The organism is Paramylibacter ulvae, from assembly GCF_014652655.1.
GTDB classification, from domain to species: Bacteria; Pseudomonadota; Alphaproteobacteria; order Rhodobacterales; family Rhodobacteraceae; genus Amylibacter; species Amylibacter ulvae.
In genome coordinates this window covers 436,880-459,401 of record NZ_BMZF01000001.1, presented here as the reverse complement: position 1 = coordinate 459,401, position 22,522 = coordinate 436,880, and the positions used below count along the sequence as shown (strand labels likewise).

General features: G+C 48.6%; 23 protein-coding genes. 3 read left to right on the top strand and 20 right to left on the bottom strand.

What is annotated here, in order from left to right; translation table 11 throughout:
• Window positions 1-4 precede the first annotated feature (4 nt).
• From ugpA to IE094_RS02235, 9 genes are all read right to left on the bottom strand, one after another.
• Window positions 5-886: a sn-glycerol-3-phosphate ABC transporter permease UgpA gene (ugpA, locus tag IE094_RS02275; RefSeq protein WP_189638940.1), complete on the bottom strand. Its 882-nt coding sequence runs from the start codon at window positions 884-886 to the stop codon at window positions 5-7.
• A 60-nt stretch (window positions 887-946) separates the two neighbouring features.
• On the bottom strand, window positions 947-2,260 hold the full coding sequence (ugpB, locus tag IE094_RS02270; protein WP_189638939.1) for a sn-glycerol-3-phosphate ABC transporter substrate-binding protein UgpB: 1,314 nt from the start codon (window positions 2,258-2,260) through the stop codon (window positions 947-949).
• A gap of 262 nt (window positions 2,261-2,522) precedes the next feature.
• Window positions 2,523-3,764: a DUF445 domain-containing protein gene (locus tag IE094_RS02265; protein ID WP_189638938.1), complete on the bottom strand. Its 1,242-nt coding sequence runs from the start codon at window positions 3,762-3,764 to the stop codon at window positions 2,523-2,525.
• A 13-nt stretch (window positions 3,765-3,777) separates the two neighbouring features.
• Window positions 3,778-4,572, bottom strand: coding sequence for an alpha/beta fold hydrolase (locus IE094_RS02260; protein WP_189638937.1), 795 nt, complete (start codon window positions 4,570-4,572; stop codon window positions 3,778-3,780).
• Window positions 4,573-6,219 (bottom strand): alpha/beta fold hydrolase, encoded by a 1,647-nt coding sequence (locus tag IE094_RS02255; protein ID WP_189638936.1) that lies wholly within the window; start codon window positions 6,217-6,219, stop codon window positions 4,573-4,575.
• Between the two features lie 5 nt (window positions 6,220-6,224).
• The gene (locus IE094_RS02250) at window positions 6,225-6,692 is read right to left on the bottom strand and encodes a MaoC family dehydratase (RefSeq protein WP_189638935.1); all 468 of its coding nucleotides are present in this window, start codon (window positions 6,690-6,692) and stop codon (window positions 6,225-6,227) included.
• A gap of 13 nt (window positions 6,693-6,705) precedes the next feature.
• The gene (locus tag IE094_RS02245; RefSeq protein ID WP_189638934.1) at window positions 6,706-8,334 is read right to left on the bottom strand and encodes an AMP-binding protein; all 1,629 of its coding nucleotides are present in this window, start codon (window positions 8,332-8,334) and stop codon (window positions 6,706-6,708) included.
• 61 nt (window positions 8,335-8,395) lie between these two features.
• Window positions 8,396-8,773 carry a phasin family protein gene (locus IE094_RS02240; protein WP_189638933.1) on the bottom strand — a complete coding sequence of 126 codons (378 nt, stop codon included), beginning with the start codon at window positions 8,771-8,773 and terminating at the stop codon, window positions 8,396-8,398.
• A gap of 215 nt (window positions 8,774-8,988) precedes the next feature.
• Window positions 8,989-9,984 (bottom strand): helix-turn-helix domain-containing protein, encoded by a 996-nt coding sequence (locus IE094_RS02235; protein ID WP_189638932.1) that lies wholly within the window; start codon window positions 9,982-9,984, stop codon window positions 8,989-8,991.
• 217 nt (window positions 9,985-10,201) lie between these two features.
• Between IE094_RS02235 and IE094_RS02230 the strand changes: the two genes are divergently transcribed.
• A complete protein-coding gene (locus IE094_RS02230; RefSeq protein ID WP_189638931.1) occupies window positions 10,202-10,666 on the top strand; it encodes a (2Fe-2S)-binding protein in 465 nt (154 codons plus the stop codon).
• A gap of 1 nt (window position 10,667) precedes the next feature.
• Window positions 10,668-12,848 carry a xanthine dehydrogenase family protein molybdopterin-binding subunit gene (locus IE094_RS02225; RefSeq protein ID WP_189638930.1) on the top strand — a complete coding sequence of 727 codons (2,181 nt, stop codon included), beginning with the start codon at window positions 10,668-10,670 and terminating at the stop codon, window positions 12,846-12,848.
• Between the two features lie 62 nt (window positions 12,849-12,910).
• Here the strand turns inward: IE094_RS02225 and ilvN are convergent, their stop codons facing one another.
• From ilvN to IE094_RS02190, 7 genes are all read right to left on the bottom strand, one after another.
• Complete coding sequence (gene ilvN, locus IE094_RS02220) at window positions 12,911-13,471, bottom strand: acetolactate synthase small subunit (protein ID WP_189638929.1); 561 nt, start codon at window positions 13,469-13,471, stop codon at window positions 12,911-12,913.
• 69 nt (window positions 13,472-13,540) lie between these two features.
• Window positions 13,541-14,044 carry a hypothetical protein gene (locus tag IE094_RS02215; protein ID WP_229801966.1) on the bottom strand — a complete coding sequence of 168 codons (504 nt, stop codon included), beginning with the start codon at window positions 14,042-14,044 and terminating at the stop codon, window positions 13,541-13,543.
• 84 nt (window positions 14,045-14,128) lie between these two features.
• The gene (locus tag IE094_RS02210) at window positions 14,129-14,338 is read right to left on the bottom strand and encodes a hypothetical protein (RefSeq protein WP_189638928.1); all 210 of its coding nucleotides are present in this window, start codon (window positions 14,336-14,338) and stop codon (window positions 14,129-14,131) included.
• Between the two features lie 112 nt (window positions 14,339-14,450).
• Entirely contained in the window at window positions 14,451-16,205 is a 1,755-nt protein-coding gene (locus IE094_RS02205; RefSeq protein ID WP_189638927.1) for an acetolactate synthase 3 large subunit, read from the bottom strand.
• A gap of 252 nt (window positions 16,206-16,457) precedes the next feature.
• Window positions 16,458-17,291, bottom strand: coding sequence for an arginyltransferase (locus tag IE094_RS02200; protein ID WP_189638926.1), 834 nt, complete (start codon window positions 17,289-17,291; stop codon window positions 16,458-16,460).
• Window positions 17,292-17,382: 91 nt separating this feature from the next.
• Window positions 17,383-17,838 carry an RDD family protein gene (locus IE094_RS02195; RefSeq protein WP_189638925.1) on the bottom strand — a complete coding sequence of 152 codons (456 nt, stop codon included), beginning with the start codon at window positions 17,836-17,838 and terminating at the stop codon, window positions 17,383-17,385.
• A gap of 88 nt (window positions 17,839-17,926) precedes the next feature.
• Entirely contained in the window at window positions 17,927-18,292 is a 366-nt protein-coding gene (locus IE094_RS02190) for a DUF2852 domain-containing protein (protein ID WP_189638924.1), read from the bottom strand.
• A 106-nt stretch (window positions 18,293-18,398) separates the two neighbouring features.
• Between IE094_RS02190 and IE094_RS02185 the strand changes: the two genes are divergently transcribed.
• Window positions 18,399-19,109 carry a 5-formyltetrahydrofolate cyclo-ligase gene (locus IE094_RS02185; protein ID WP_229801965.1) on the top strand — a complete coding sequence of 237 codons (711 nt, stop codon included), beginning with the start codon at window positions 18,399-18,401 and terminating at the stop codon, window positions 19,107-19,109.
• Here the strand turns inward: IE094_RS02185 and IE094_RS02180 are convergent.
• The 4 genes from IE094_RS02180 to metA are packed head-to-tail and all read right to left on the bottom strand — an operon-like array spanning window position 19,106 to window position 22,504.
• The gene (locus tag IE094_RS02180) at window positions 19,106-19,720 is read right to left on the bottom strand and encodes a TetR/AcrR family transcriptional regulator (protein WP_189638922.1); all 615 of its coding nucleotides are present in this window, start codon (window positions 19,718-19,720) and stop codon (window positions 19,106-19,108) included. The two genes, IE094_RS02185 and IE094_RS02180, sit on opposite strands and share 4 nt — an antisense overlap.
• Window positions 19,713-20,579, bottom strand: coding sequence for a polyphosphate kinase 2 (gene ppk2 / locus IE094_RS02175; protein ID WP_189638921.1), 867 nt, complete (start codon window positions 20,577-20,579; stop codon window positions 19,713-19,715). The genes IE094_RS02180 and ppk2 overlap by 8 nt, the downstream gene beginning before the upstream one ends.
• A gap of 55 nt (window positions 20,580-20,634) precedes the next feature.
• Complete coding sequence (locus IE094_RS02170) at window positions 20,635-21,588, bottom strand: alpha/beta fold hydrolase (protein ID WP_189638920.1); 954 nt, start codon at window positions 21,586-21,588, stop codon at window positions 20,635-20,637.
• Window positions 21,578-22,504, bottom strand: a complete 927-nt coding sequence (gene metA, locus IE094_RS02165) for a homoserine O-acetyltransferase MetA (protein WP_189638919.1) — start codon at window positions 22,502-22,504, stop codon at window positions 21,578-21,580. Before metA ends, IE094_RS02170 begins: the two co-directional genes overlap by 11 nt.
• Window positions 22,505-22,522: the final 18 nt, after the last annotated feature.

Here is a 22,522-nt window from a genome sequence, read left to right as displayed (position 1 = left end):
GCCATCAGTAATGCACCCGTTTTTCGATAAATTTAAACTGAAAGATGGTCAGCAAGCCAACGACAATCAACAAAATCACGGATTGCGCCGAGGATGACCCAAGATCTTGGCCAACGAACCCGTCCGAGAAAACCTTGTAAACCAAAATGGTTGTGGATTGTTGCGGCCCACCCGAGGTGATGGTGTGAATAACGCCAAAGGTTTCGAAAAACGAATAAACAATATTCACCACCAAAAGGAAAAATGTGGTTGGCGACAAGAGGGGCAACACAATGGTAAAGAAACGTCGCCAGAAACGCGCGCCATCAATGGCGGCGGCTTCGATCACGGAACGCGGCACGGCCTGAAGTGCGGCGTAAAAGAATAAGAAATTATAGCTGATACGACCCCAAGCGGATGCAACGGCCACCAGACCCATTGCCTCGCCTCCATTTAATACATGGTTCCAGTCATACCCAAGATTACCAAGATACCATGACACCACACCAACGCGTGTGTTGAACATAAATAGCCAGAGTACACCCGCGATTGCAGGTGCAACAGCATAGGGCCAAATTAACATTGTACGATAAACGCCCGAACCTTTGATCAACCGATCCGCAGTGACGGCCAAAAACAATGCGGGGATCATCGAAAACACGGTGACCAAGATTGAAAAAATTGCGGTGGTGCCAAAGGCCGCGCGATAATATCTATCGCCCAGCAAAAATTCGAAATTTCCCAATCCGACAAATTGCGAAGACAATCCAAATGGGTCAGGTATAAACAAGGATTGCCAGATCGCTTGCCCCGCGGGATAGAAAAAGAAAATGGCAGATATGGCGACTTGGGGTGCTATCAACAAGAACGGCAATAACCAGCCGCGAAATGTTACGCGTTTTTCCATAATTTTCCCCTAGCGTTCAAGTCAGCAGGCCCGAATGGGGCCTGCCATTGTTTGTTAAACCTAGCGGTTTGCGGTTTCAAATCGACGCAGCAGTGCATCGCCACGTTCTTTGGCGCTGTCCATTGCTTCTTGGGCGGTTTTGTCGCCAGCCCAAATCGCCTCTAGCTCTTCGTCTATGATCCCACGGATCTGATCAAACGATCCAAGACGGATACCTTTGGAATTTGCTGTCGGCTCTTTCGCGGTCATTTGGATTACCGCAATATCGGTGCCTGGGTTTTCATCGTAAAATCCAGCAGCACGCGTTGCATCGCCAGCCTCGACTGTGATCGGAAGGTAACCCGTATTTTGATGCCACGCCGCTTGGACATCAGATGATGAAAGATAGCTTAGGAATTCACCCGCACCTTTGTATTCATCCGCCTCATGTCCCGACATAACCCACAAGGACGCGCCACCAATGATCGTGTTTTGTGGTGCATTTCCAACGCCTTCCCAATAGGGTAAGGGGCGTACATCGAATTCAAATTCGGCCTCGGAACTGATCCCAGCATAGCCCGCAGAGCTTTCAGTAAACAACGCACATTCGCCACCACGGAAATTTGCGCCGCCTTCGTTACGCCGACCAGTATAGATGAATTTGCCGTCCTTGGCCCATTGTCCCATCGCAGAAAGATGCGCAACTTGTGTTTCGCCGTTCAATGCCAGTTCGGCATCAAGCCCTGCGAAACCATTGTCTTTGGTTGCAAATGGCACGTCATGATACGCCGATAGGTTTTCAAGATGAATCCAGCTCTGCCACGCGGTAACCAGTGGGCAATCTTCGCCGCCTGCTTTCAATTGATCCAGAACGTTCCCGACATTTTGCCATGTTGATAAATCCGTATCGGGATCAACACCCGCCGCTGTCATGGCGTCGCGGTTTACCCATAACACAGGCGTTGATGAATTAAACGGCAGCGATAGCATTTCACCATCCGTTGATGTGTAATATCCTTTGACCGCGCCGATATAGGCATCGGGATCAAATTTTGCACCGCTTTCTGTCATCACGTCATGAACTGGTTTAATCGCACCAGCAGCAGCCATCATTGTCGCTGTGCCAACCTCAAAAACCATCAAGATATGTGGCTGTTCTTGTGCGCGAAATGCCGCGATACCAGCGTTGAGCGTTTCGGAATAATTGCCCTTATGGCTCTCGACGACGGTGTATTCGCTCTGGCTTGCGTTAAAATCCGCGACTTGTTCTTTTACCAAATCGCCAAGACGGCCAGTGAATGCGTGCCAAAATTGAACCTCCGTTTGTGCCATCGCCGCGATTGGCGTGAGCATCGTGCTGGTTGCGGCCAGCATGCCGAATAGTGTCTTTTTCATAATTCCTCCTCTTCGCCAATAATGGCGCATTAACATTTCTGCTCTGGCTCCCCAGTTTCAGCAGGCAGTCTGTCGAATTACGATACAGTGATGTTTTTCAAATTCAAGGATTTAAGCTGATTGACACAGTTAGTGATCGGCTAACGATCGGTGCGAATTCAACTGGGTTTCATCCAATTTGGTATTGAATATGAACAGGGGGGCGGTCCATTTTTCAGGTGTGAAAGAACGCAATCCATCGCGCGTTAGATGCGCAAATTTTTCACATAAGATGCTGCAATGCTTCGGACAGAAAAAACAAGACACCACCGATAAGACCACCCAGCAGCGTTCCATTCATACGGATAAATTGCAGATCGCTTCCAACTTGGTTTTCGAAAAGTTCGACCATTTCCACCTCGTCCCACGTTTTGATTGTGGATGAGATAAATTCAGAAGCGGTGGACGACAGTCGTTCAACAAATTCACCCGCGGCATTGGACAATTCGTCGTTTAAAGTGGCCAAATCATCAGGGTTAGCGTCTAATTTTTGCGCCATCGCCAGCAATGTGTTTTCGATGAACCTTGTGGTGTGACCCGTGTCATTTTGCAAATCTTCATCAAGGGATCGTTTCAATCCACGGATGAATGTCGCAACGATTTCGTCAAATTCGTCGCTATCCACGAGTTGTAATAAAACGCCCTGAACCGTGCGCCCAATATTCGCGCTTTGCTTTGGGTCTGTTGTGAAACCCGTCATTGCGCCGTCAAACTGTGTGCGCAACGCGGATTTATGATCCAGCAATTCGTCAATCATTTTGATCATTTCGTCGATCAACATCTGTGAAAAACGGCGATCTGCGGTGGATGCGATCCACCATCGGCTTCGGTCTTGGACCAATTGCGCAACGCTATCACGGCTGTCGTCGATTAATGATTTCACCGTTCTCAATGCATAATCAATCACGTCATTGCGCAAATCGGATGCCATCAATTTAGCGATCATACGATTAAAGAAAACTTCGCGTTGCGGACGCATGAGCAAGCTGCGCAGCATTAATTTGAAAAATGCGCGCGGTTCGGATGGGCCTGTTTCATGCAAGTTTGATTTTAAAACGAATGCCGCTTTTTGTGAAACCAAACGGGTGTTTTCGGGCACCAATAACCAATCCTTGACCGCAGCGCCGACATTCACATCGAACAGTTTCTGGCGGATCAGGTCAGGTTTTAAAAAATGCTTGGCGATAAATTCACCCACATTTTGAGCAACGCGATTTTTGCTCTTGGGTAATAACGCGGTGTGGGGGATGGGAATACCTAATGGATGGCGAAACAACGCTTCGACAGCGAACCAATCGGCCAAACCACCGATCATGCCTGCCTCGGCGACTGCACGGATGAATAATACCCAGCTTGGCGGCGAAGGAACCAATAGTGTCGCTACGAAAATTGCTGTTGTCACCAACAGCAATCCTGTTGCGATTGCCTTGTTACGTCGAAACTCTGTTGGAACGGATCGCGGCATTGGCAATTTTCGCTTAGTGTTCAGCGTAGAAATCCCGCATTAGCTGCGTGGTTTCTTGTGGCTTTGTCATCATGAACAAATGCCCGCAATCCAGATATTCCAAACGACTGTTTGGCAAACGACTATTCAATATCCGCCCATTTGATGGGGGGACGATCCGATCTGCATTGCCCATCAAAATCAACGTTGGCACCTTGATTTGTGGCAGCCAAAGCCAGCTTGTCCAACCATATCCTGCAAGCAGTTGATACAAATATCCGCGCGTTGAACCACCCATCACCATTTTGGCAAATTCTTCCAACTGTTCAATGTTTTCACCAATGGTTCCGCCGTAAATTGTTGGCGCAACTTCCAACATATAATTTGGATTGAAATAGCGTTTTGGCGTCACCATTTTAAGCATCGCGCTCAATTTACCTGGAACCATCACCATGCCTGCGGATGTGGCGGCCAAGGTCATAGTATGACAACGATCTTGGTGATCCTTTACAAATTGCTGCGCCATCGCGCCGCCCCATGAAATGCCAAAGACATCGACCTTGTCGATTTCCAATTCATCCAACAAGATGCCCGCCATTTTGGACAGGAGAGCAGGGCGATAGGGTGCCTTGGGCGCGGGTGATTTACCCACACCTGGCACATCGAATGTTACGATGCGATAGTCAGATAACAACTCGGCGAATTTTTCCGCGGCTTCCAATCGCGCGCCGATACCATTGAAAAAAAGAATGGTGCGTTTTGCATCCTTTTTCCCAAATATTCCAACGCGTATTTCAAGCCCACAAATCGTTTTGGTGAGAGTTTCCATTCAGGTTTCTTTCTCCGGGAGTTTTGACACATATGTACCTGGTGAAGCACATAATGGCTTGTATTTCGCAGAACCCAATTTTTTTGGTGCTTTGATTTTTTTACCTGAACGCTGTTCGGTCCAATTCATCCAGTGTGGCCACCAGCTTCCTGAATGTTGCTCCGCACCTTCGAGGAATTCTTCGGTTGTGCTGTGCTTGCCAGAATTGGTCATAAATTTGGCGCGCGGATTTCCCGGAGGGTTGATAAGCGATTGAATATGACCCGCTTGTGACAACACAAATTCAGTGTCACCGCCCAACAGACCAGTTGTCAAATAACAGCCATCCCACGGTGTGATATGATCGGTTTCACCGCCCACAATATAGGTATCGCAACTGACGTTTTTCAAATCAATCGTTGTACCATTCACATCCCAATTCGGACCGTCGCCAAAACCACCATTGGATAACAGATCAATCAGATCACGATGAAACGTGGCAGGCAGGTTGGTTGTGTCTGCATTCCAGAACAAAATATCAAAGGTCGGCGCGCTGTTACCACATAGATAGTTATTAACCCAATACGCCCAGATCAAATCATTGGGGCGCAACCATGCGAATGCGCGTTCCAAATCCTTGCCTTCCAAGATACCTTTGGATTTTGAAAACATCTTGGCGATTTCAAGGGTTTCGATATTGGCAAACAATCCCATGGATGTGTTTTTGCCACCTTCGATATCCAAAATCGCAACCAAAAGCGTGAATGTGTTGGCGCGATCAATTTTGCGCGCACCCCAATATGCCTGCAACGCAGCCGCAGTCAGACCGCCGGAACATGCGCCGATCATATTCAACTTGTCTGATTTGCTGATTTCACATGCCACTTCTGTTGCGCGATCCAATGCCTCGATATAGCTGTTCAAACCCCAATCGGATTGATCCGATGATGGGTTACGCCAGCTTACAATAAACACGCGATGTCCGCGTTCCGTCAGGTATTCAACGATTGAACGTCCCTTGGCCAAATCCCAAACGTAAAATTTGTTGATCTGTGGTGGAACGATGAAAATCGGTGTTTCGAAAATCTCTTCGGTTTTTGGCGCGTATTCGATCAGCTCTAGCTGTTCTTCGCGATAAATTACCTGACCTTCGCTGGTGGCAAGGTTTTTGCCGACCTCAAATTTCGATTTATCAACGGTTGAGGGCAGGCCATTGTTGTCTTTCATATCGTTCATGAAATTTTTGAAACCCTGAACCAGATTTTTACCACCGTGATCCAGCGTGACCTTCATCGCGGTGGGGTTGCCCGCCAATGTGTTGGTGGGTGATACGGTGTCCGTCAACAAAGACAGCGCCAGTTTTGCGCGCATTTCGCTCCGCTCGTCCAGACCAAGACCTGACAACCATTTTTCCAATTCTTGGCACCACAATAGATAGCTTTGCATCATCATGCCGTAAAACGGGTTTGTCGCCCAAACTGGATCGCGCCAACGCTTGTCACCCTTTGGCGGCATGATCGGGGATTTGCCCGTCATCATGTTGTAATAACCTGTGCCAAGCGCTTGCATTTGGGTCGCGGTCAACATCGGGTTGGAGAATGCTTTCGTATAAAATGAAAGCATTTCCATCATCATTTGGGTGCTGGATTCAAGCTTGTTGTCAGACATTGTATTTACCCCATTACCATTGCGAGAAATGTACCAACAAGTGCTGGTTTTGCGGCACCGGGAACGGTCACGGTCGCATCAACATGTATTAGGTATTGGCCTTTGCCTTTTTCCACCACATCCTTGAGCACGAAACTTGCAACCACTTCGGATCCAGTCAGAACAGGTGACAAGAAGCGTACACCCTCTACGCCGTAATTCAAAACACCTTTTGCTTCTTTGGGAACGATACCTGTTGATGCCATTGCGCCTGCAACGAAGGACAATGATAAAAACCCATGCGCAACCGTGCCGCCAAATGGGCTATATTTTTTTGCTTTGGCAACGTCTGTGTGAATCCATTGGTAATCGCCTGTGGCATCGGCAAATGTGTTGATCCGATGTTGTGTGATTTGCATTGGCTTGGAAGAGCCAAAATCGTGGCCGATGTGATCTTTTAATGTGGATAGTGCATAGCCTTTGGGTGCAGACATGTTAGTAATCCTTTCAGTTATCGCGCAACTCGCGCCGCAGGATTTTCCCTACATTTGATTTCGGTAATTCTGTTAAAAAATGAACGTGGCGCGGAATTTTGTATCCCGTTAATTCGGTACGGCAATGCGCGATCAACTGGTCTTCTGTAATTGTGGAACCTGCGGATTTTACGACGAAAATTTTGATGGCTTCGCCCGTTTTTTCATCGCTCACCCCAATGCATGCGCATTCGGCAACGCCGTCTGCGGCGGTGACGATTGCTTCGATTTCATTTGGGAATACGTTGAAACCAGACACGATGATCATGTCTTTCTTGCGATCAACGATTTTCAAATATCCAGCTTGGTCAAAAATTCCAATGTCACCTGTGCGAAAATAGCCGTCTTTGGTGAATGCCTCGGTGTTGGCCGCATCATTATTCCAGTAACCCGACATAACTTGTGGGCCAGTGCAACAAATTTCCCCGCGCTCACCAATGGCAACGACATTATCGTTTTCATCCAGCAATTTCACGTCTGATGATGAAACAGGCAAACCACATGTGCCCGAGAAAAATTCAACAGATGCGGGATTAATACATAGCAACGGTGATGTTTCGGACAGGCCGTAACCTTCTTTGATATGTTTGCCTGTGATGGATTTCCATTTTTCCGATGTCGCTTCGATCACGGCGGCGCCACCGCCGATTGAAACTTTCAGGTCTGAAAAATCGATCTCGTTCACACGTGGGTGCATTGCCAACCCTGCAAACAAAGTATTCACACCTGGCATAACGGTGATTTTTGCATTCTTGATGCTGTCGATAAAGCTGTCCATATCGCGTGGGTTGGGGATCAATACGATTTTCCCACCCAATGACAGATAGGCGATGGATAACATCAGCCCAAAAATATGATACATTGGCAGCGCGCCAACCATGATTTCAGACCCAACATTTGATGCCTGTGGCACCACTGCTTTGTACTGTTCTGCGTTTGCAACGATGTTACGATGGCTTAAAACCGCACCCTTTGACAGGCCCGTTGTACCGCCAGTGTATTGGAAAAATATGGTGTCTGAATTTGTAAGCCCTGGATCGCGCAGTTCCATTGTGCCACCCGCATCCAGTGCAGATGCAAATGTGGTTGCGGCCGACAGGCGTTCATCCAATGCGGGGCTGGGAATTGGTAACGGTGTACCGTCGCCCAAATCCAGTCCAATAACTTTGGTGATTGGCGTATCCTCGATGATTTCGGCCAATGATGCAGATACGCCGCCAAAAATCACGATTGTTTCTGCACCTGCGTCGTTCAACTGATGTTTTAATTCGCGCGGCGTATAAAGCGGGTTCACGTTCACCTGAACGCCACCTGCGCGGATAATTCCGAACATGGCGATTGCAAATGCGGGCACGTTTGGTGCCATCAACGCGATACGATCACCGCGTTTGATATTCAATTCATTCTGCAGATAGGCCGCGAAATTTCGGGAAAGAGTTTCCAACGTGGCATAGCTGGTCGTGTGACCAAAACATTCTAACGCGGGTTTGTCTGAAAACTTTGCCGCAGCATCTTCGAATAACGCGCTAACATTTTCATATGCATCTGCGTCAATATCTGCTGGAACACCATTATCATAGCTGTCTTGCCAATGTCGTGACATAGGTTCTCCCCTCCCTATAATATAAAAAAGGGCAGCAAGAACGCTGCCCTTTGTCAAAATATTAAGCAGCTTTGCGATTGTTTACCAGTTCAGCAATCGGAGCATATACGTTTTTAACGCTATCTGTCGTAACGTCAGCAACTGTTTTGAAGTGTACAGTTGATGATTCAACGCGGTGCTGAACGTAACCAGCTTGCATTTCAACAAGGCTGCGCATGCAGTTTGCTTTCATGCTCATTTTGCCGTGATCAACAGTTTCTTGTGCGATTTCTTTGCCGATACCAAAAACTGATTTGGTGATTGCAGTAACACCAGAAACATAAGCTGAAGCAGCTTCTGTCACCGCAGATTTTGCATCTGTGAATGTGTTGTTTACGTCTTGAACTGTTTCAGCTGTTTTGTCTGTTGCAGTTTTTGCAGTTTTCTTTGTGTCAGTCATTTTTCTATTCCTTTTGTGTATTAATCAGGCAGTGCCGTTGGTGGTGAAATGCATATAACACCGATATGTTGCAGTGCACCATTTACGTTGCGGCACGAAATTTGCACGCTGGTTCAACCCAAACGCGTGGTGATCTGGGCGCAAATAGTTTTGTCGATGGAAATATCAGCGATGCGTGTTGCGCCCAAAATAGCTTGTTGAGGCTATGTTATGGGCTAACTCACAACCGTATCGCGTGCTTGTGCGGGGGTCATGCCTGTCCAATCATGAAACGCGCGGTAAAATGAATTGGGGTCTTGGTAGGCCAATAAATAACTGGTTTCTTCGGCGCTCAACCGTTGTTCGCGCAGATATGTCAGGGCCAAAGACGCACGCGTTTCGTCCAGAATGGATTGAAAACTGGTGTCATCTTGTTTCAATTTACGTTGCAGGCTGCGCTTGCTCATGCCGATACGTGCGCTAACCTGATCCGATGACACCGCGCCAGATGGCAATAATTCGATCACCGCACGGCGTACGCGTTCGCCAATGGAATGTTCTTGATTGGCTTTGTGCAGTCGCAATTGCAATTCTTGTTCGACGACTTTGTAAAATTCAGTATCCGCAGAAATCAACGGGCGGCGGGCGTCTTGCATTTGCAGGGTCAATCGCGATGTGTTCGACAATTTAATTGGTGCACCGACATACCGTTTATATGCGGGGGTGACGTGATTGAACGTGGGTAATTCCACCGAAGTTGGCACAATATGATGGGCGGTAAATTCCCGCATCAAATCCAAGAAAAATATTATTTCGGTCACCGCATAGATATCGGGGATGTTTAAACAACCTTCGCTTGAAAACGTGATGTTAAATTGATCCGGCGTTTCGTCAAAGATCAATCGAATAGGGGCGCATAACGGTTTGAACAGCGCCAGTCGCTTAAGGCCTGTGTGGATGTCTGGGCTGGCCGAAAACGCGAGCAATGCGGGTTGAAACGGCCCACGCGCAATACCACGGCCCAATGTCAGCGACAGTTCAGTGTTATCCGTTTCAGCCGCGATCGCATCCCAGATGTTAAAATAAGTTTCGCCATCGACGCCCTTGGTTTCAATTTCAAGGTAATCACTTGGCAAACCGCTTCGCGCCAATACACGCGCTGGCGAAATCCCGTGCTGATTACAGGTCTGGCGAAGATCTGCGGCGATTTTGTAAAACCGTGGGAGCGACATGCAATATTCCTTTGGCAAATCCATAACCCGTGTTTGAAATCAGAAACAGGGGGAATTGTAGCGTGTCGCCAAATGTTGATATTTTGGCGCGATTTGCAAGTATTCTTATGTGGAGGTGTCCACATAAAATGATAACATTACCAAGCGTGGTGTTTTACGGCAGACGATTTTGGGCAGTATTATCACTACATTTCAATGATATAACGGAGGAAACGACGTGACACGTGAATTAAAACTTAACGGTCAAACGATTAGTACCAACGCACAAGATGGCACGCCCTTGCTTTGGGTGATCCGCGACGAGTTGAAAATGACGGGCACAAAATTTGGCTGTGGCGTGGCATCATGTGGTGCTTGTACGGTTCATATTGATGGCGAGCCAACACGATCCTGCCAGACATTTGTCGAAGATGTCGAAGGTGTGGAAATCACCACAATCGAGGCGATGAGCAAAGATAAAATCGGCGCCGCCGTACAGCAAGCATGGACAGAATTGGACGTGGTGCAATGTGGTTATTGCCAATCTGGGCAAATCATGTCCGCTGTCGGATTATTGGCCGAAAACAAAAAACCCACGGCGGATGAAATTGATGAATACATGTGGGGCAACGCGTGTCGCTGCGCCACCTATCAACGCATCCGCGCAGGCGTACAACGCGCCGCAGAAATTTTGGAGGCTTAAGATGACACTTACAACTTCTCGCCGTCGTTTTTTGCAAGGCGCCGCCGCAAGCACCGTTTTATTGGTTGGGATGCGCGCCAATGGGGTGATGGCCGCAGCCAGTGAAACCACGGATATCAACCCATTTGTGCGCATTGATGCCACGGGCCGTGTTACCGCCATCGTCAAACATTTTGAAATGGGTCAGGGGCCTTCAACCGGTCTTACAACCTTGATTGCCGAAGAATTGGGCGTGACCATGGATCAAATCGATTACGATTTTGCACCATCAAACCCGCAGGTTTACAACAATCTGCTGTTTGGTACATTTCAGGGCACGGGCGGTTCAACCGCCATGGCCAATAGTTTTGTGCAATACCGCAACGCAGGTGCTGCTGCGCGTGAAATGCTGATCGCCGCCGCTGCCAGCGATTGGGGTGTGGATGAATCCACGCTTGATATCGTTGCGGGGCAAATCACGGGTGGCGGAAAATCCGCGCCCATCGCAGATTTTGTTGCCAGCGCTGTTTCCCAAGACGTTCCCGCCGAACCCCGTTTGCGCACACCTGATGAATGGCGATTGATCGGCAAAGAGGGTGCGGTGAAACGCAAAGACACAGCTGTGAAAATTGATGGGTCTGGTACATTTGCGATGGATTTTCATTTTGACAATCAATTGGTTGTCATGATTGCACATGCGCCGCGCATGGGGGCTGTGGTAAAATCATTTGATGATACCGATGCCAAGGGTATGACGGGTTTTGAAATGGCAAAAACGCTGCCTGATAATTCGGGCGTTGCGGTGTTTGCCGATACCACGTGGAATGCCATGCAAGCGCGTGATGCGATTGTGGTTGAATGGGACAATACAAACGCCGAAATGCGATCATCCGATACAATCCGTGATGAATTGATTGCGGGTGTGGAAATGGGCGAAGCAACCTATCAAACACGCGGTGATCAAATCGATACTGCCAATGCGATTTCGGGTGCGGCAAAGGTGATTGATAAAACATTCTATTTTCCATTGCTTGCCCACGCACCGATGGAACCGCTGACCTGTACCATCGAACCGATTGCGGATGGCGGTGTTGTGTTACATGATGGCGCGCAATTCCCAACATTTGGCCATATGACATTGACCCAAGTTTTGGGTCTGCCAATGGAAAAGGTTCAGGTGAAAACCGTGCTTGCGGGGGGATCATTTGGCCGTCGTGCCAACCCAACAGCGGATTACAATCTGGAATGTGCGATGGCATTCGCGCTCACAGATCGTTCGCGTCCTGTGAAATTGGTTTGGTCACGCGACGATGACATTCGTGGCGGCTATTATCGCCCAGCGTTTGCGCACCGTGTGCGTGTGGGGCTGGATGAGGCGGGGCAAATCATTGGCTGGGATCACCGCATTTCAGGGCAATCCATCATGAAGGGCACGGCGATGGAACCCATGATCGTTCATGATGGTGTCGATCATTCATCCATCGAGGGCGTTGCCGATACGGTGTATAACGTGCCCGGAATGTCCGTTGGTTTGACAGATCACGCTAAAGCGACAAGCGTTTTGTGGTGGCGTTCAGTGGGGCATACCCATACCGCGTTTGTGATGGAAAGCATGATCGACATGATTGCATCCGAAACCGATACCGACCCATTGGAATTGCGCCTGTCGATGTTGCCAGGTAAAACGCCTGCGCAAACGCGCATGGCGGGTGTATTGAACAAACTGGCTGAGCTGAGCAATTGGAAAGCGGGCGCACCTGATGGGCAATCGCGCGGCTTGGCGGTGCATCATTCATTTGGCTCATTTGTCGCCGAAGCAGTTGATGTTTCGGGTGGTGGCGATGATGCGGTGAAAATCGAAAAGGTTTACTGTGCCGTTGATTGCGGTATCGCGGTGAATCCGGACGTAATCCGCGCCCAAATGGAAGGTGGCATCGGTTTTGGCATTGGTCACGTGATGCGCGATCAAATCACCCTGACAGATGGCGAAGTGGATCAAACCAATTTCCCAGATTACGAACCGCTGCGCATTTCCGATATTGGCGCAATTGAGGTGGCGATTGTTGCATCTGCGGATGCCCCAACAGGTGTTGGTGAACCGGGTACACCACCATCAGGGCCGGCATTGGCCAACGCGATTGCCCGCGCGGGTGGCCCGCGAGTGACCATGCTTCCGATGATTGACGAAGTCGAATTTGCATAAAGAAAAACGCCGCCCCAATCCATGTTGGGGCGGCGTTTACAATTCAAAAATGATCTGGGCGATTATGCCCCGCGAGCAATCGCAGCAACACCTGTGCGCGCCACGTCGATCAACCCAAGTGGGCGCATCAATTCTACAAACGCGTCAATTTTTTCGGGCGTACCAGTCAATTCAAAAACAAAGCTTTCAAGCGTGGTATCAACAACCTTGGCACGGAATACTTCGGATGTGCGCAATGCTTCCACACGTTTGTCATCTGTGCCCGCAACCTTGATCAACGCCAATTCGCGTTCAACGGATGGCCCCTCGACGGTTAAATCGTGCACGTCATGTACCGCAACCATTCGGCCAAGCTGTGCTTTGATTTGGACGATGATGGATGGTGTGCCCGTGGTGACAACCGTGATGCGAGACAGGTTTTCGCCGTGGTCAACCTCTGCCACGGTCAGGCTTTCGATGTTGTAACCACGACCAGAGAAAAGCCCGATGACACGCGCCAAGACACCCGATTCATTATCGACCAAAACCGCAAGTGTGTGGGTTTCAATATCATCGCCCATAGTGCTCTTGAGGTTATAGGCGCTCTTGGATGTCGCAGATTTTTTAATGGCCAACGCGTTCATGGCAATTTCCCTTCTCGGATTCGATGACACGAACAATAGCGGATTGAAAAGGAAGTGTCAGCCGTAAGTTTACAGCAATTCGCACCCGTCACGCAGCGGAGCTTGGCCAAATATTGGCAATGACTTGCGCCGTTTTATCAATGTTTCGTAAAATTGCGGGAATGCCTGTTTGAATGCGCGTGATTGTGCAGGTGTCATTTCATGGCGATAACGGTCCTTGATCCCTTTGTTCATTTGGGTGAATCGATTTTGATTAACGTGTTGGACAACACGGCGCGGATCAATTTCCAACTGTAACTGTGCCAAAATACGCCGCGTGGTATCGATTTGGGAAAACGCCAAATCAGAATAATATATCGGCAAACAATGGGGGCGGTATAACCACTGGGTCAGGCTGTCAATTTGACCTCGGATATTGTCCATCGCGTCGTGCAAGTTATTGATTTCACTAAACGCGGGCTCACCCAATTTGCGGCTTTTGCGCCCATGATCAAGCATGGATAGCGCCATTTCACGAGGGTCCCGATATGTCGCCTGAACCAAGGCGCCACCTTGGTTGATTAATTCAATCACTCCGGCATCGGGGCGGGTGTGTGTTTTGATTGCGATGGGGTGGCCGATTGCACAAGCTTCGTTCGTTAATGCGTTGATATTATTTCAATCTAAATGTTGGCAAAAGTTTATTTTACGTGTGACGCCCAAGGCAGACATTGACAATCGAGGTTGCGGATACCCCGATAATTCAAGCGCCGAGCGCGCGGTTTCAAATGCAAGCGTGCTGCCGCATTTTGTCATGCCATAACAAAATACGATCATCGGCCCCAAGGGATGGCGCGTGGTTGGAAAACGGTGGGTTAGAATGCTCATACGGCGCTTATCCCACAACGGGTTAAACTAACTGTAAAAAATACGCGTGCCGCTAAAATTTTAAACAAAAAAAGCCCCTCACGGTGGAGGGGCTTAATTTCTGTGGGTGGGTTTAAACCATCACCGCGCCGTCGCTATCAATTGCATCTTTGGTGGATGAATTGCCCAGCAACATTTCATTATGCGCCTTGCCCGATGGGATCATCGGCAAACAGTTTTCATGTTTTTCAACCAGACAATCGAAAATCACAGGGCCGTCGTAGTTCAACATTTCCATGATCGCATCGTCCAAATCGGCGGGATCAGAAACTTGAATACCCTTGGCACCGAATGCCTCGGCTAATTTCACGAAATCGGGCAATGCTTCTGACCATGAACTGGAATAACGCTCGCCATGGAGCAATTCTTGCCATTGGCGCACCATGCCCAAGCGTTCGTTATTCAAGATGAACTGTTTCACAGGCAGGCGATATTGCGCGGCTGTTCCCATTTCTTGCATGTTCATCAACCACGATGCTTCGCCAGCGACGTTAATAACAAGGCTGTCTGGATGCGCAATTTGGATGCCAACGGATGCGGGCATGCCGTATCCCATGGTGCCAAGACCACCAGATGTCATCCAACGGTTTGGATCCTCGAACCCCAGATATTGCGCAGCCCACATTTGGTGCTGGCCTACCTCGGTGCAAACATAACGATCATGTTTTTTGGTTAACGCTTCCAGACGTTCCAGCGCGTATTGTGGTTTGATGATGCTGTCCGATGTTTCATATGACAAACATTTCACCGCACGCCATTCGTCAATTTTTGCCCACCATTTTGTAACGTCATTGGCCATTGTTTTGCGGCCACGTGATTTCCAAACCTTGAGCAAATCCTCCAACACATGGGCAACGTCGCCCAAAATTGGCACATCAACATGGATCACCTTGTTAATGGATGATGCATCAATATCGATATGCGCCTTTTTCGAATGTGGGCTGAATTTTGGAATGACCCCTGTGATGCGGTCATCAAAACGCGCACCGATACAGATCATCAGATCGCAATCATGCATGGTCAAGTTGGCTTCATACGTGCCGTGCATACCCAACATGCCCAACCAGTTATCACCAGACGCAGGATATGCGCCAAGCCCCATCAACGTGGATGTAATTGGGAAATTGGTTTCCTTGACCAATTCGCGCAACAATTGGCTGGCAGCCTTGCCAGAGTTGATCACACCACCACCCGTATAAATCACAGGTTTTTTGGCGGTTTCGATCATTGCGGCCAATTCGGTGATCGCTTCCATATCACCCTTAACGCGGGGCTGGTAATGCGATGTTTTTGCCTTTTGTGGTGGCATATAGGTGCCGTTTGCGAATTGAACATCCTTGGGGATATCAATCAAAACGGGGCCAGGGCGACCGCTTGTGGCGATGTGAAATGCTTGGTGCATTGTTTCGGCCAGTTGATCGGTTTCTTTTACCAACCAATTGTGTTTGGTGCAGGGGCGGGTGATGCCAACAGTGTCGGCCTCTTGGAATGCATCAGACCCGATCATGAATGTGGGAACCTGACCCGTCAAAACGATCATTGGGATGCTGTCCATCAACGCATCGGTCATGCCTGTGACGGCATTGGTGGCACCTGGACCCGATGTTACCAAAACAACGCCCGGTTTGCCCGTTGAACGTGCGTACCCTTCGGCGGCATGTGTGGCACCTTGTTCATGGCGCACAAGGATATGGCGAATGTCATTTTGTTGAAAAATCTCGTCATAAATAGGAAGCACAGCACCGCCTGGATACCCAAACACGGTATCAACGCCTTGATCTTTCAAAGCTTTTACAACGATTTGAGCACCTGTCATTTGCTTGCTCATGTGAATCTCCTATGTATGTCGATGCGTTAGGTATAAAAAAACCCCCAATTGGGGGCAACACTGAAAGGGAGCCCTAACAGTGTGTTACATCACGACGACGAGTTTTTGACATTGCGTTTTCATAGGGGCAACTTAACGCGCATACAGACCGCGTCAAGGGCATATTTGCAATTTAATATGCTAAATAGGGTGGTTTTTGGTAATTTTATTTCGCAAGGGTTCCGGAAACGAATTTTAATTACAAAAAATACGCTATCCTTTGCCGTCAATCAGCACATCTGGCAATTTGATCGTGGCAACCTGTTCCAAAATCGAACCGCGATCTTGTTTCAACATTTCTGGATTTACGTCTTCGGGGCAATCAAGAGCTTGCCATTGATTGGCGATGTACACCTCTAGCCCAGAGAACTTCGCCTTGTAATCCATCTTGGGCGATCCGGGCACCCAATAGCCAAGATAGACATAGTCCAACCCCATTTCCTGTGCCAATGCGATATGATCAAGGATCATGTGGGTTCCGGGGCTTTTGCCGCTGCGATCTGGGTTGAAAAAGGAATACACCATGGACAACCCGTCATCCAAAATATCCGTAAGGCTGGCCGCTTGCAATTTACGCCGCGCATTTGGCGCATCTTCGAAATATTCGATAATGCGGGTTTGTACGGGGGTTTCTTCGACCATGGCGGCAAATTCGAACATATCCATATCGGCCATGCCACCATCGGCGTGGCGTGTTTCCAGATAATCCTTGAACAGATCATATTGTTCGTCTGTCGCCCATGCGGTGTGGGCCTCGCGCATTAAATCGCGGTTTTTGCGCAAAATGCGCTTGTGTGAATTGCGCGGTTTAAAATCGGCCACGCGAATACGCGCGGATAAACAGGCGGCGCAATTGGCGCATGATGGGCGGTACAATACGTTTTGCGAACGGCGAAATCCTTGTTTTGACAGGGTGTCATTCAAAGCTTTGCCATGTTCATCCGCCAATCCAGTGAACAGCTTGCGTTCAACCTTGCCATCCAAATACGGGCAGGGCTGTGATGCGGTAACGTAAAACTGTGGTGCAACTGGCAGGGTGTGACGCATTGTAATACTCTTATTCGTCAGCAATCGTTTTGATACTGATGGTTATATCCTAGGCTAGCAAAGGTTTTGCGTGGATTCAACCAACCTGCGTTCACAAATCCATGGGTTTGTTGATCGCCGTGGTGCCCAACACGTAATCATGCAAACCTTGGCCGTATGATGTTAGATATGTCATCATCAGGCTCAGCAATAACAATGGAAACACCAAAAAGTTGAACATATAAAGGCCAGTGTGCCACATCGCCTCTTGCTGGTTCAGCCGATTGCCATGTTTGTTGCGAATTTCGATACCTGCAATCATCATGCCAACTGTTGCTGATTTTTTATTCAAAAAATACACGCGATAGGCAAAGTTGAGGACAAAGATTAAAAAACCAAATACCGCAGCCAACCCAAGGGTTGCGATCGTGGCGGCCAGAAAAATCAGCACCAATATAACCACATCAATCACCCATGCGATGAAGCGTTTGAATGCAACACCTTCGTAAAATTGTGCATCCAAATGTGGATCAGGCAGGCCTGATAAATCGTGATCAAAGCTTATCATATGCGGTCTCTATAACAAAATGCTCCGCCCCAATATGAGGGCGGAGCGACAAGTTCACAATAGGGGAGATGGCGGAACTTGCAATGCATTAAGCCGTTGTTTTATTGGCCTTTGCGCGGTCATTCATGAATTCATCGAATTCGGTTTTATCCTTTGCATCGCGCAAACGTTGCAAGAAAGATTGAAACGCGGATTGTTCATCCTCTAGGCGCTGCAACGTATCTTCCTTATAGGTGTCAAATGCGGTGTTACCCGTGGATGATTGGCGACGGTTGTTTGAACAGTGAAAAAATGAACGTGACATACGGTTGCTCCATATCATGTAAAAAAGGATGGCAAGACCAACAGGCCAGACAAAGATAAACCCAAGTATCATTGCTGCGATCCATGCCTTTTTGCCTTTCGCGTCAAGCCAAGCGACAGCATCGGCAAGCCATATAGCGGGGGTAGACATTTTTGGTATTCCTTTCTGTTTGTGGTTTCGAATAATGTAAATGTTATTCACATTAACATATTTAGCAAAGATTTTTTGAATAACAAGTGGTACATGCAAAATTTTGTTGTTTTCGATACCAGATCGGCGCAATGCTGATGGTATGAGCAATGATTCACCCAAATCCTATGCCTCGCCACCTTGTTTTGCGCATGAACTTACCCAAGCCGACGATGGGTTTGGTGTTGTTGATCCACAAGCAGCATTGGATACCGCACGCTGGCGCAAGGCGACGCGCGCGGTAATGATTGATGCACGATTGGCGGTATCTGTGGAAGAACGCACAAAATTGGCACATGACATTGGCGATATGTTGGATCAGGTCATAAATCCAACGGCGGGGCATATTATCAGCCTCTACTGGCCATTTCGTGGGGAATTAGATTTGCGCGGCTGGATGGCGCGGGCGTTTGCGCGGGGTGCAAAAATTGCATTGCCTGTTGTTGTGAAAAAACACGCGCCGCTGATTTTTCGCGAGTGGACGCCAGATTGTGAAATGACGCGGGGCGTTTGGAACATTCCCATTCCCGCAACAAACGCAGAAATAACACCCAATGTGGTGATTTCACCGCTGGTTGGGTTTGATCCCCAATGTTATCGGCTGGGATATGGGGGCGGGTTTTATGATCGTACCTTGGCCGCGATGGCGAAAAAGCCATTGATAATCGGTGTTGGGCATCCCGTTGGGGCATTGAAAACCATATTCCCTCAACCCCACGATATTCCAATGGATATGATTATTACGGGCGCAGACCGCGTGATGGAACGCCCCTATTAGTCATCATTTGGCAAAACACCCAAACCGCGCAGATATATGCCAAGCCCGCTTTCCATCAAATCCTCGGGTGAAAACGGCGAACGTTGCCCTGGTTCACCGCGTGCAAATAATTCAACCACACCGTGGCTCATCGCCCAAATATGTTGGCTGACCATTGTCGCGGGTGGGCGGCGATGGGCTGGCAAATCTTTGATCAATTCTTCGCAGGCGCGCACCAATACGCCCAATGCGCGATTGGCAACAGCGGCCAAATCGGGGTCGCTGTTTATGGCGACACCGCTTTCAAACATCGCGATATAATGGCCAGAATGTTTTTTGGCGAATGCCTGATACGCACGCCCCGTGGATTCAAGTGCGGCCAGTGGTGTATTCCCCTTGGCATAGGCAAATTCCATCAGATCACCGAACATACCAAACCCTTCGCGTGCGACCTCTGCGATCAAGGCCTCGCGGCCTTCAAAATGGCGATAGGGGGCGGCGGCAGACACGCCGGCCAGTTTTGCCGCCTCTGACATTGTGAAACCTGTGGGGCCTTTTTGTTCGATCAACTGAATGGTTGCATCAATCAAAGCCTGTTTCAGATTTCCGTGGTGGTATCCTTTTCTAGCCAATGATTTCTGGCCCACCAACGATTTTGGGATCTGGTTTTGATACCACCTTTTCGTTTTTTAGTGCATAGGGGATTTGTGCCAGAACGGTGCGAATGGCGTTGATGCGCGCACGTTTTTTGTCATCAGTACGTACAATCACCCAAGGGGCGTGTTTGGAATGGGTTTTTCCGAAATTTTCCTGAATAGCGGTGGTGTATTCATCCCATTTTGCCAATCCTTTGACATCAATGCCAGACAGTTTCCATTGTTTCAAACGATCGGATTCACGTGACAAGAAACGGCGCAATTGTTCGCCCCGTCCAACATTGAGCCAGAGTTTGATTAAAATGATCCCATCATCCACCAACATGTCCTCAAATTCATTGACCTGAGCGAAAAAATGTTTGCGTTGCTCGTCGGTGCAAAATCCAAATACCTTTTCCACCACGCCGCGATTATACCAAGAACGGTCAAAAAATACGATTTCGCCGGTGCTTGGCATATGTTGGACATATCGTTGGAAATACCATTGGCCGCGTTCTGTTTCGCTTGGTTTAGACAAAGCCACAACCCGCGCCGAACGTGGGTTCAGGTTTTCGCGAAACCGTTTGATTGTGCCACCCTTGCCAGCGGCATCGCGCCCTTCGAATATAATTGCGATACGCGCGCCCGATTCCTGAGCCCAAGATTGCAGCTTTACTAACTCCACTTGCAAATCTTCGATGGTTTCTTCGTATTCGTCTTTGTCCATCTGTTTGTCATAGGGAAATGATTTATCCAAAATCTCTTTCTTACTGGCGGATTGGATGGATTTTCGAATGTCATCTGGGGCTTCGTTTTCGTAAAATGCACTGATCGCGCCGTCGAATGGTTTTTGCATGTTTTTCCCTTTGAACTTTCACCAACATATGCGCAGAATTTGCGCGCTTGCAAGGTTAGGGGCGCGTTAATCGTGCGATTGCGCTGTAAATTTCGGGTGTTGCCAATTGATGTGCACCGTGTCCCATACTTGGGATCAGTGTTAAGTTTGCATGCGGCACGCGTTGTTTCATGACCTTGGAATGGATCGCGGCGGGGACGGAACGATCGCGGCTGCCATGGATCATTTCGATGGGCAGGGATAGTTCGTCATATCGCGCGGACATTTGTCGAATGTTTTCCAACAAACCGCGCACCTGTCGCGCGTTGGCGCGAAATGATTTTGGCCGCACGGTTAATGCTGCGCCAACATGATCCAAGAAACCTTCTGGTGGGGATTGTGGCGTGAAAACCCGTGCATAGTCATTTCGAATTTTGCGCGTGGGAACAAAGGCCGAGATGATGGGGGCAACGATATAGCTGGTCAATGGATGCCCAACATAATCGTATAAATCGGATGGTGGGATGATCCATGGATTTGAAACAGAGGATACCAATAATATCCCATCCAACATTTGTGGATAATCCAGCGCCCAAGCAATAGCCACCGCACCACCCAATGAATAACCAACAACGACAGCGTTTTTTATACCAAGCTTTTGCGTTGCTTGGCGCAATATGTCGGCCTGATATTGTGGGCTTTCGCCCTTGATGTCGTAAACATCGGTATATCCATGACCCGGGCGATCAAAGGCAATAACGGTGTAGTTTTTCGATAGCTCAGGCGCGACCTTGAACGTCCAATCGCGCAGGTTTCCACCCGCGCCATGCAACAAAATGATCACAGGTGCGCGCCCAATGGGCGGCCCCATTTTCACATAGTGCACATGCTTACCCGCGATATTGAGGAAATCACCAATTGGTGGATGGTTTTTTTCGGCAATCTGTACCGAACGCACCGCACTGATCCAGACAATCAATGTGATTGCAATTGCTGCGAACAGACAGATTATGCCAATTTTAACCAGCATCTACACCTATCTTGTTTAAATCATACGGCGTTGATTGATAAATCTCATTGATCCAATTGCCATAGAGCAAATGTGCATGGCTGCGCCAGCGATTGGTTGGTTCACGCGATGGATCATCATCGGGGTAATAATTCATCGGAATGTTGATCGGCGTATTGCTGGCCACATCGCGATCGTATTCTTCTTTCAATGTGCCATCATCATATTCAAAATGGTTAAACACATAAATTGCGCGATGATCGGGATCTTCGATCAAACAAGGGCCAGTTTCGGGAGAGCTGATCAAGGTTCTGAGGCGATCATTCGCGCTAATATCCGCAGGGTCAATTTCTGTCCAACGGCTCACGGGCATCACAATGTCATCAGAGAACCCGCGTAAAAATGGCGAGGATTTATCGGTGATTGTATGGCGAAAACAGCCAAATGCCTTGGCGTCCAGCATTTGTTTGTCGATGTTGTGGAAGTGATAGATCATGGCCATCGCCCCCCAACACACACCAAAGGTGGAATGCACATTGGTTTGCGTCCATTCCATCACCTCTTTCATTTCATCCCAATAGGTTACATCACCAAATGGCAGATGTTCAATCGGGGCGCCCGTGATAATCAGCCCATCGAATTTGCGCGATTTCACTTCTTGGAAGGTTGCGTAAAATGCATCCATGTGATCGGCACTGGTATTTTTGGACGTATGTTCCGTCATTTGGATCAGGGTAAATTCAATCTGCAACGGGGTTGCACCAATCAGGCGTGCAAATTGCGTTTCCGTTTGAATTTTCTTGGGCATCAAATTCAAAAGCGCGATTTGCAGCGGGCGGATATCTTGGCGTTGTGCATCTTTGTTTGACATCACGCTCACGCCTTCGGATTTCAACACGTCAAAGGCAGGGAGCTTGGATGGAATTTTGATCGGCATGGAATTACTCTTTCAATA

Excerpts from the sequence above, each read along its gene's own strand:
- IE094_RS02255 (WP_189638936.1), bottom strand. The coding sequence starts at position 6,219 with ATGTCTGACAACAAGCTTGAATCCAGCACCCAAATGATGATGGAAATG.
- ppk2 (WP_189638921.1), bottom strand. The coding sequence starts at position 20,579 with ATGCAAAAACCATTCGACGGCGCGATCAGTGCATTTTACGAAAACGAA.
- IE094_RS02210 (WP_189638928.1), bottom strand. The coding sequence starts at position 14,338 with ATGAGCATTCTAACCCACCGTTTTCCAACCACGCGCCATCCCTTGGGG.
- ugpB (WP_189638939.1), bottom strand. The coding sequence starts at position 2,260 with ATGAAAAAGACACTATTCGGCATGCTGGCCGCAACCAGCACGATGCTC.
- IE094_RS02240 (WP_189638933.1), bottom strand. The coding sequence starts at position 8,773 with ATGACTGACACAAAGAAAACTGCAAAAACTGCAACAGACAAAACAGCT.
- IE094_RS02190 (WP_189638924.1), bottom strand. The coding sequence starts at position 18,292 with ATGTCTACCCCCGCTATATGGCTTGCCGATGCTGTCGCTTGGCTTGAC.
- ilvN (WP_189638929.1), bottom strand. The coding sequence starts at position 13,471 with ATGAACGCGTTGGCCATTAAAAAATCTGCGACATCCAAGAGCGCCTAT.
- IE094_RS02235 (WP_189638932.1), bottom strand. The coding sequence starts at position 9,984 with ATGTCGCTCCCACGGTTTTACAAAATCGCCGCAGATCTTCGCCAGACC.
- IE094_RS02225 (WP_189638930.1), top strand. The coding sequence starts at position 10,668 with ATGACACTTACAACTTCTCGCCGTCGTTTTTTGCAAGGCGCCGCCGCA.
- ugpA (WP_189638940.1), bottom strand. The coding sequence starts at position 886 with ATGGAAAAACGCGTAACATTTCGCGGCTGGTTATTGCCGTTCTTGTTG.
- metA (WP_189638919.1), bottom strand. The coding sequence starts at position 22,504 with ATGCCGATCAAAATTCCATCCAAGCTCCCTGCCTTTGACGTGTTGAAA.
- IE094_RS02170 (WP_189638920.1), bottom strand. The coding sequence starts at position 21,588 with ATGCTGGTTAAAATTGGCATAATCTGTCTGTTCGCAGCAATTGCAATC.
- IE094_RS02260 (WP_189638937.1), bottom strand. The coding sequence starts at position 4,572 with ATGGAAACTCTCACCAAAACGATTTGTGGGCTTGAAATACGCGTTGGA.
- IE094_RS02200 (WP_189638926.1), bottom strand. The coding sequence starts at position 17,291 with ATGCGTCACACCCTGCCAGTTGCACCACAGTTTTACGTTACCGCATCA.
- IE094_RS02245 (WP_189638934.1), bottom strand. The coding sequence starts at position 8,334 with ATGTCACGACATTGGCAAGACAGCTATGATAATGGTGTTCCAGCAGAT.
- IE094_RS02205 (WP_189638927.1), bottom strand. The coding sequence starts at position 16,205 with ATGAGCAAGCAAATGACAGGTGCTCAAATCGTTGTAAAAGCTTTGAAA.
- IE094_RS02250 (WP_189638935.1), bottom strand. The coding sequence starts at position 6,692 with ATGTCTGCACCCAAAGGCTATGCACTATCCACATTAAAAGATCACATC.
- IE094_RS02195 (WP_189638925.1), bottom strand. The coding sequence starts at position 17,838 with ATGATAAGCTTTGATCACGATTTATCAGGCCTGCCTGATCCACATTTG.
- IE094_RS02265 (WP_189638938.1), bottom strand. The coding sequence starts at position 3,764 with ATGCCGCGATCCGTTCCAACAGAGTTTCGACGTAACAAGGCAATCGCA.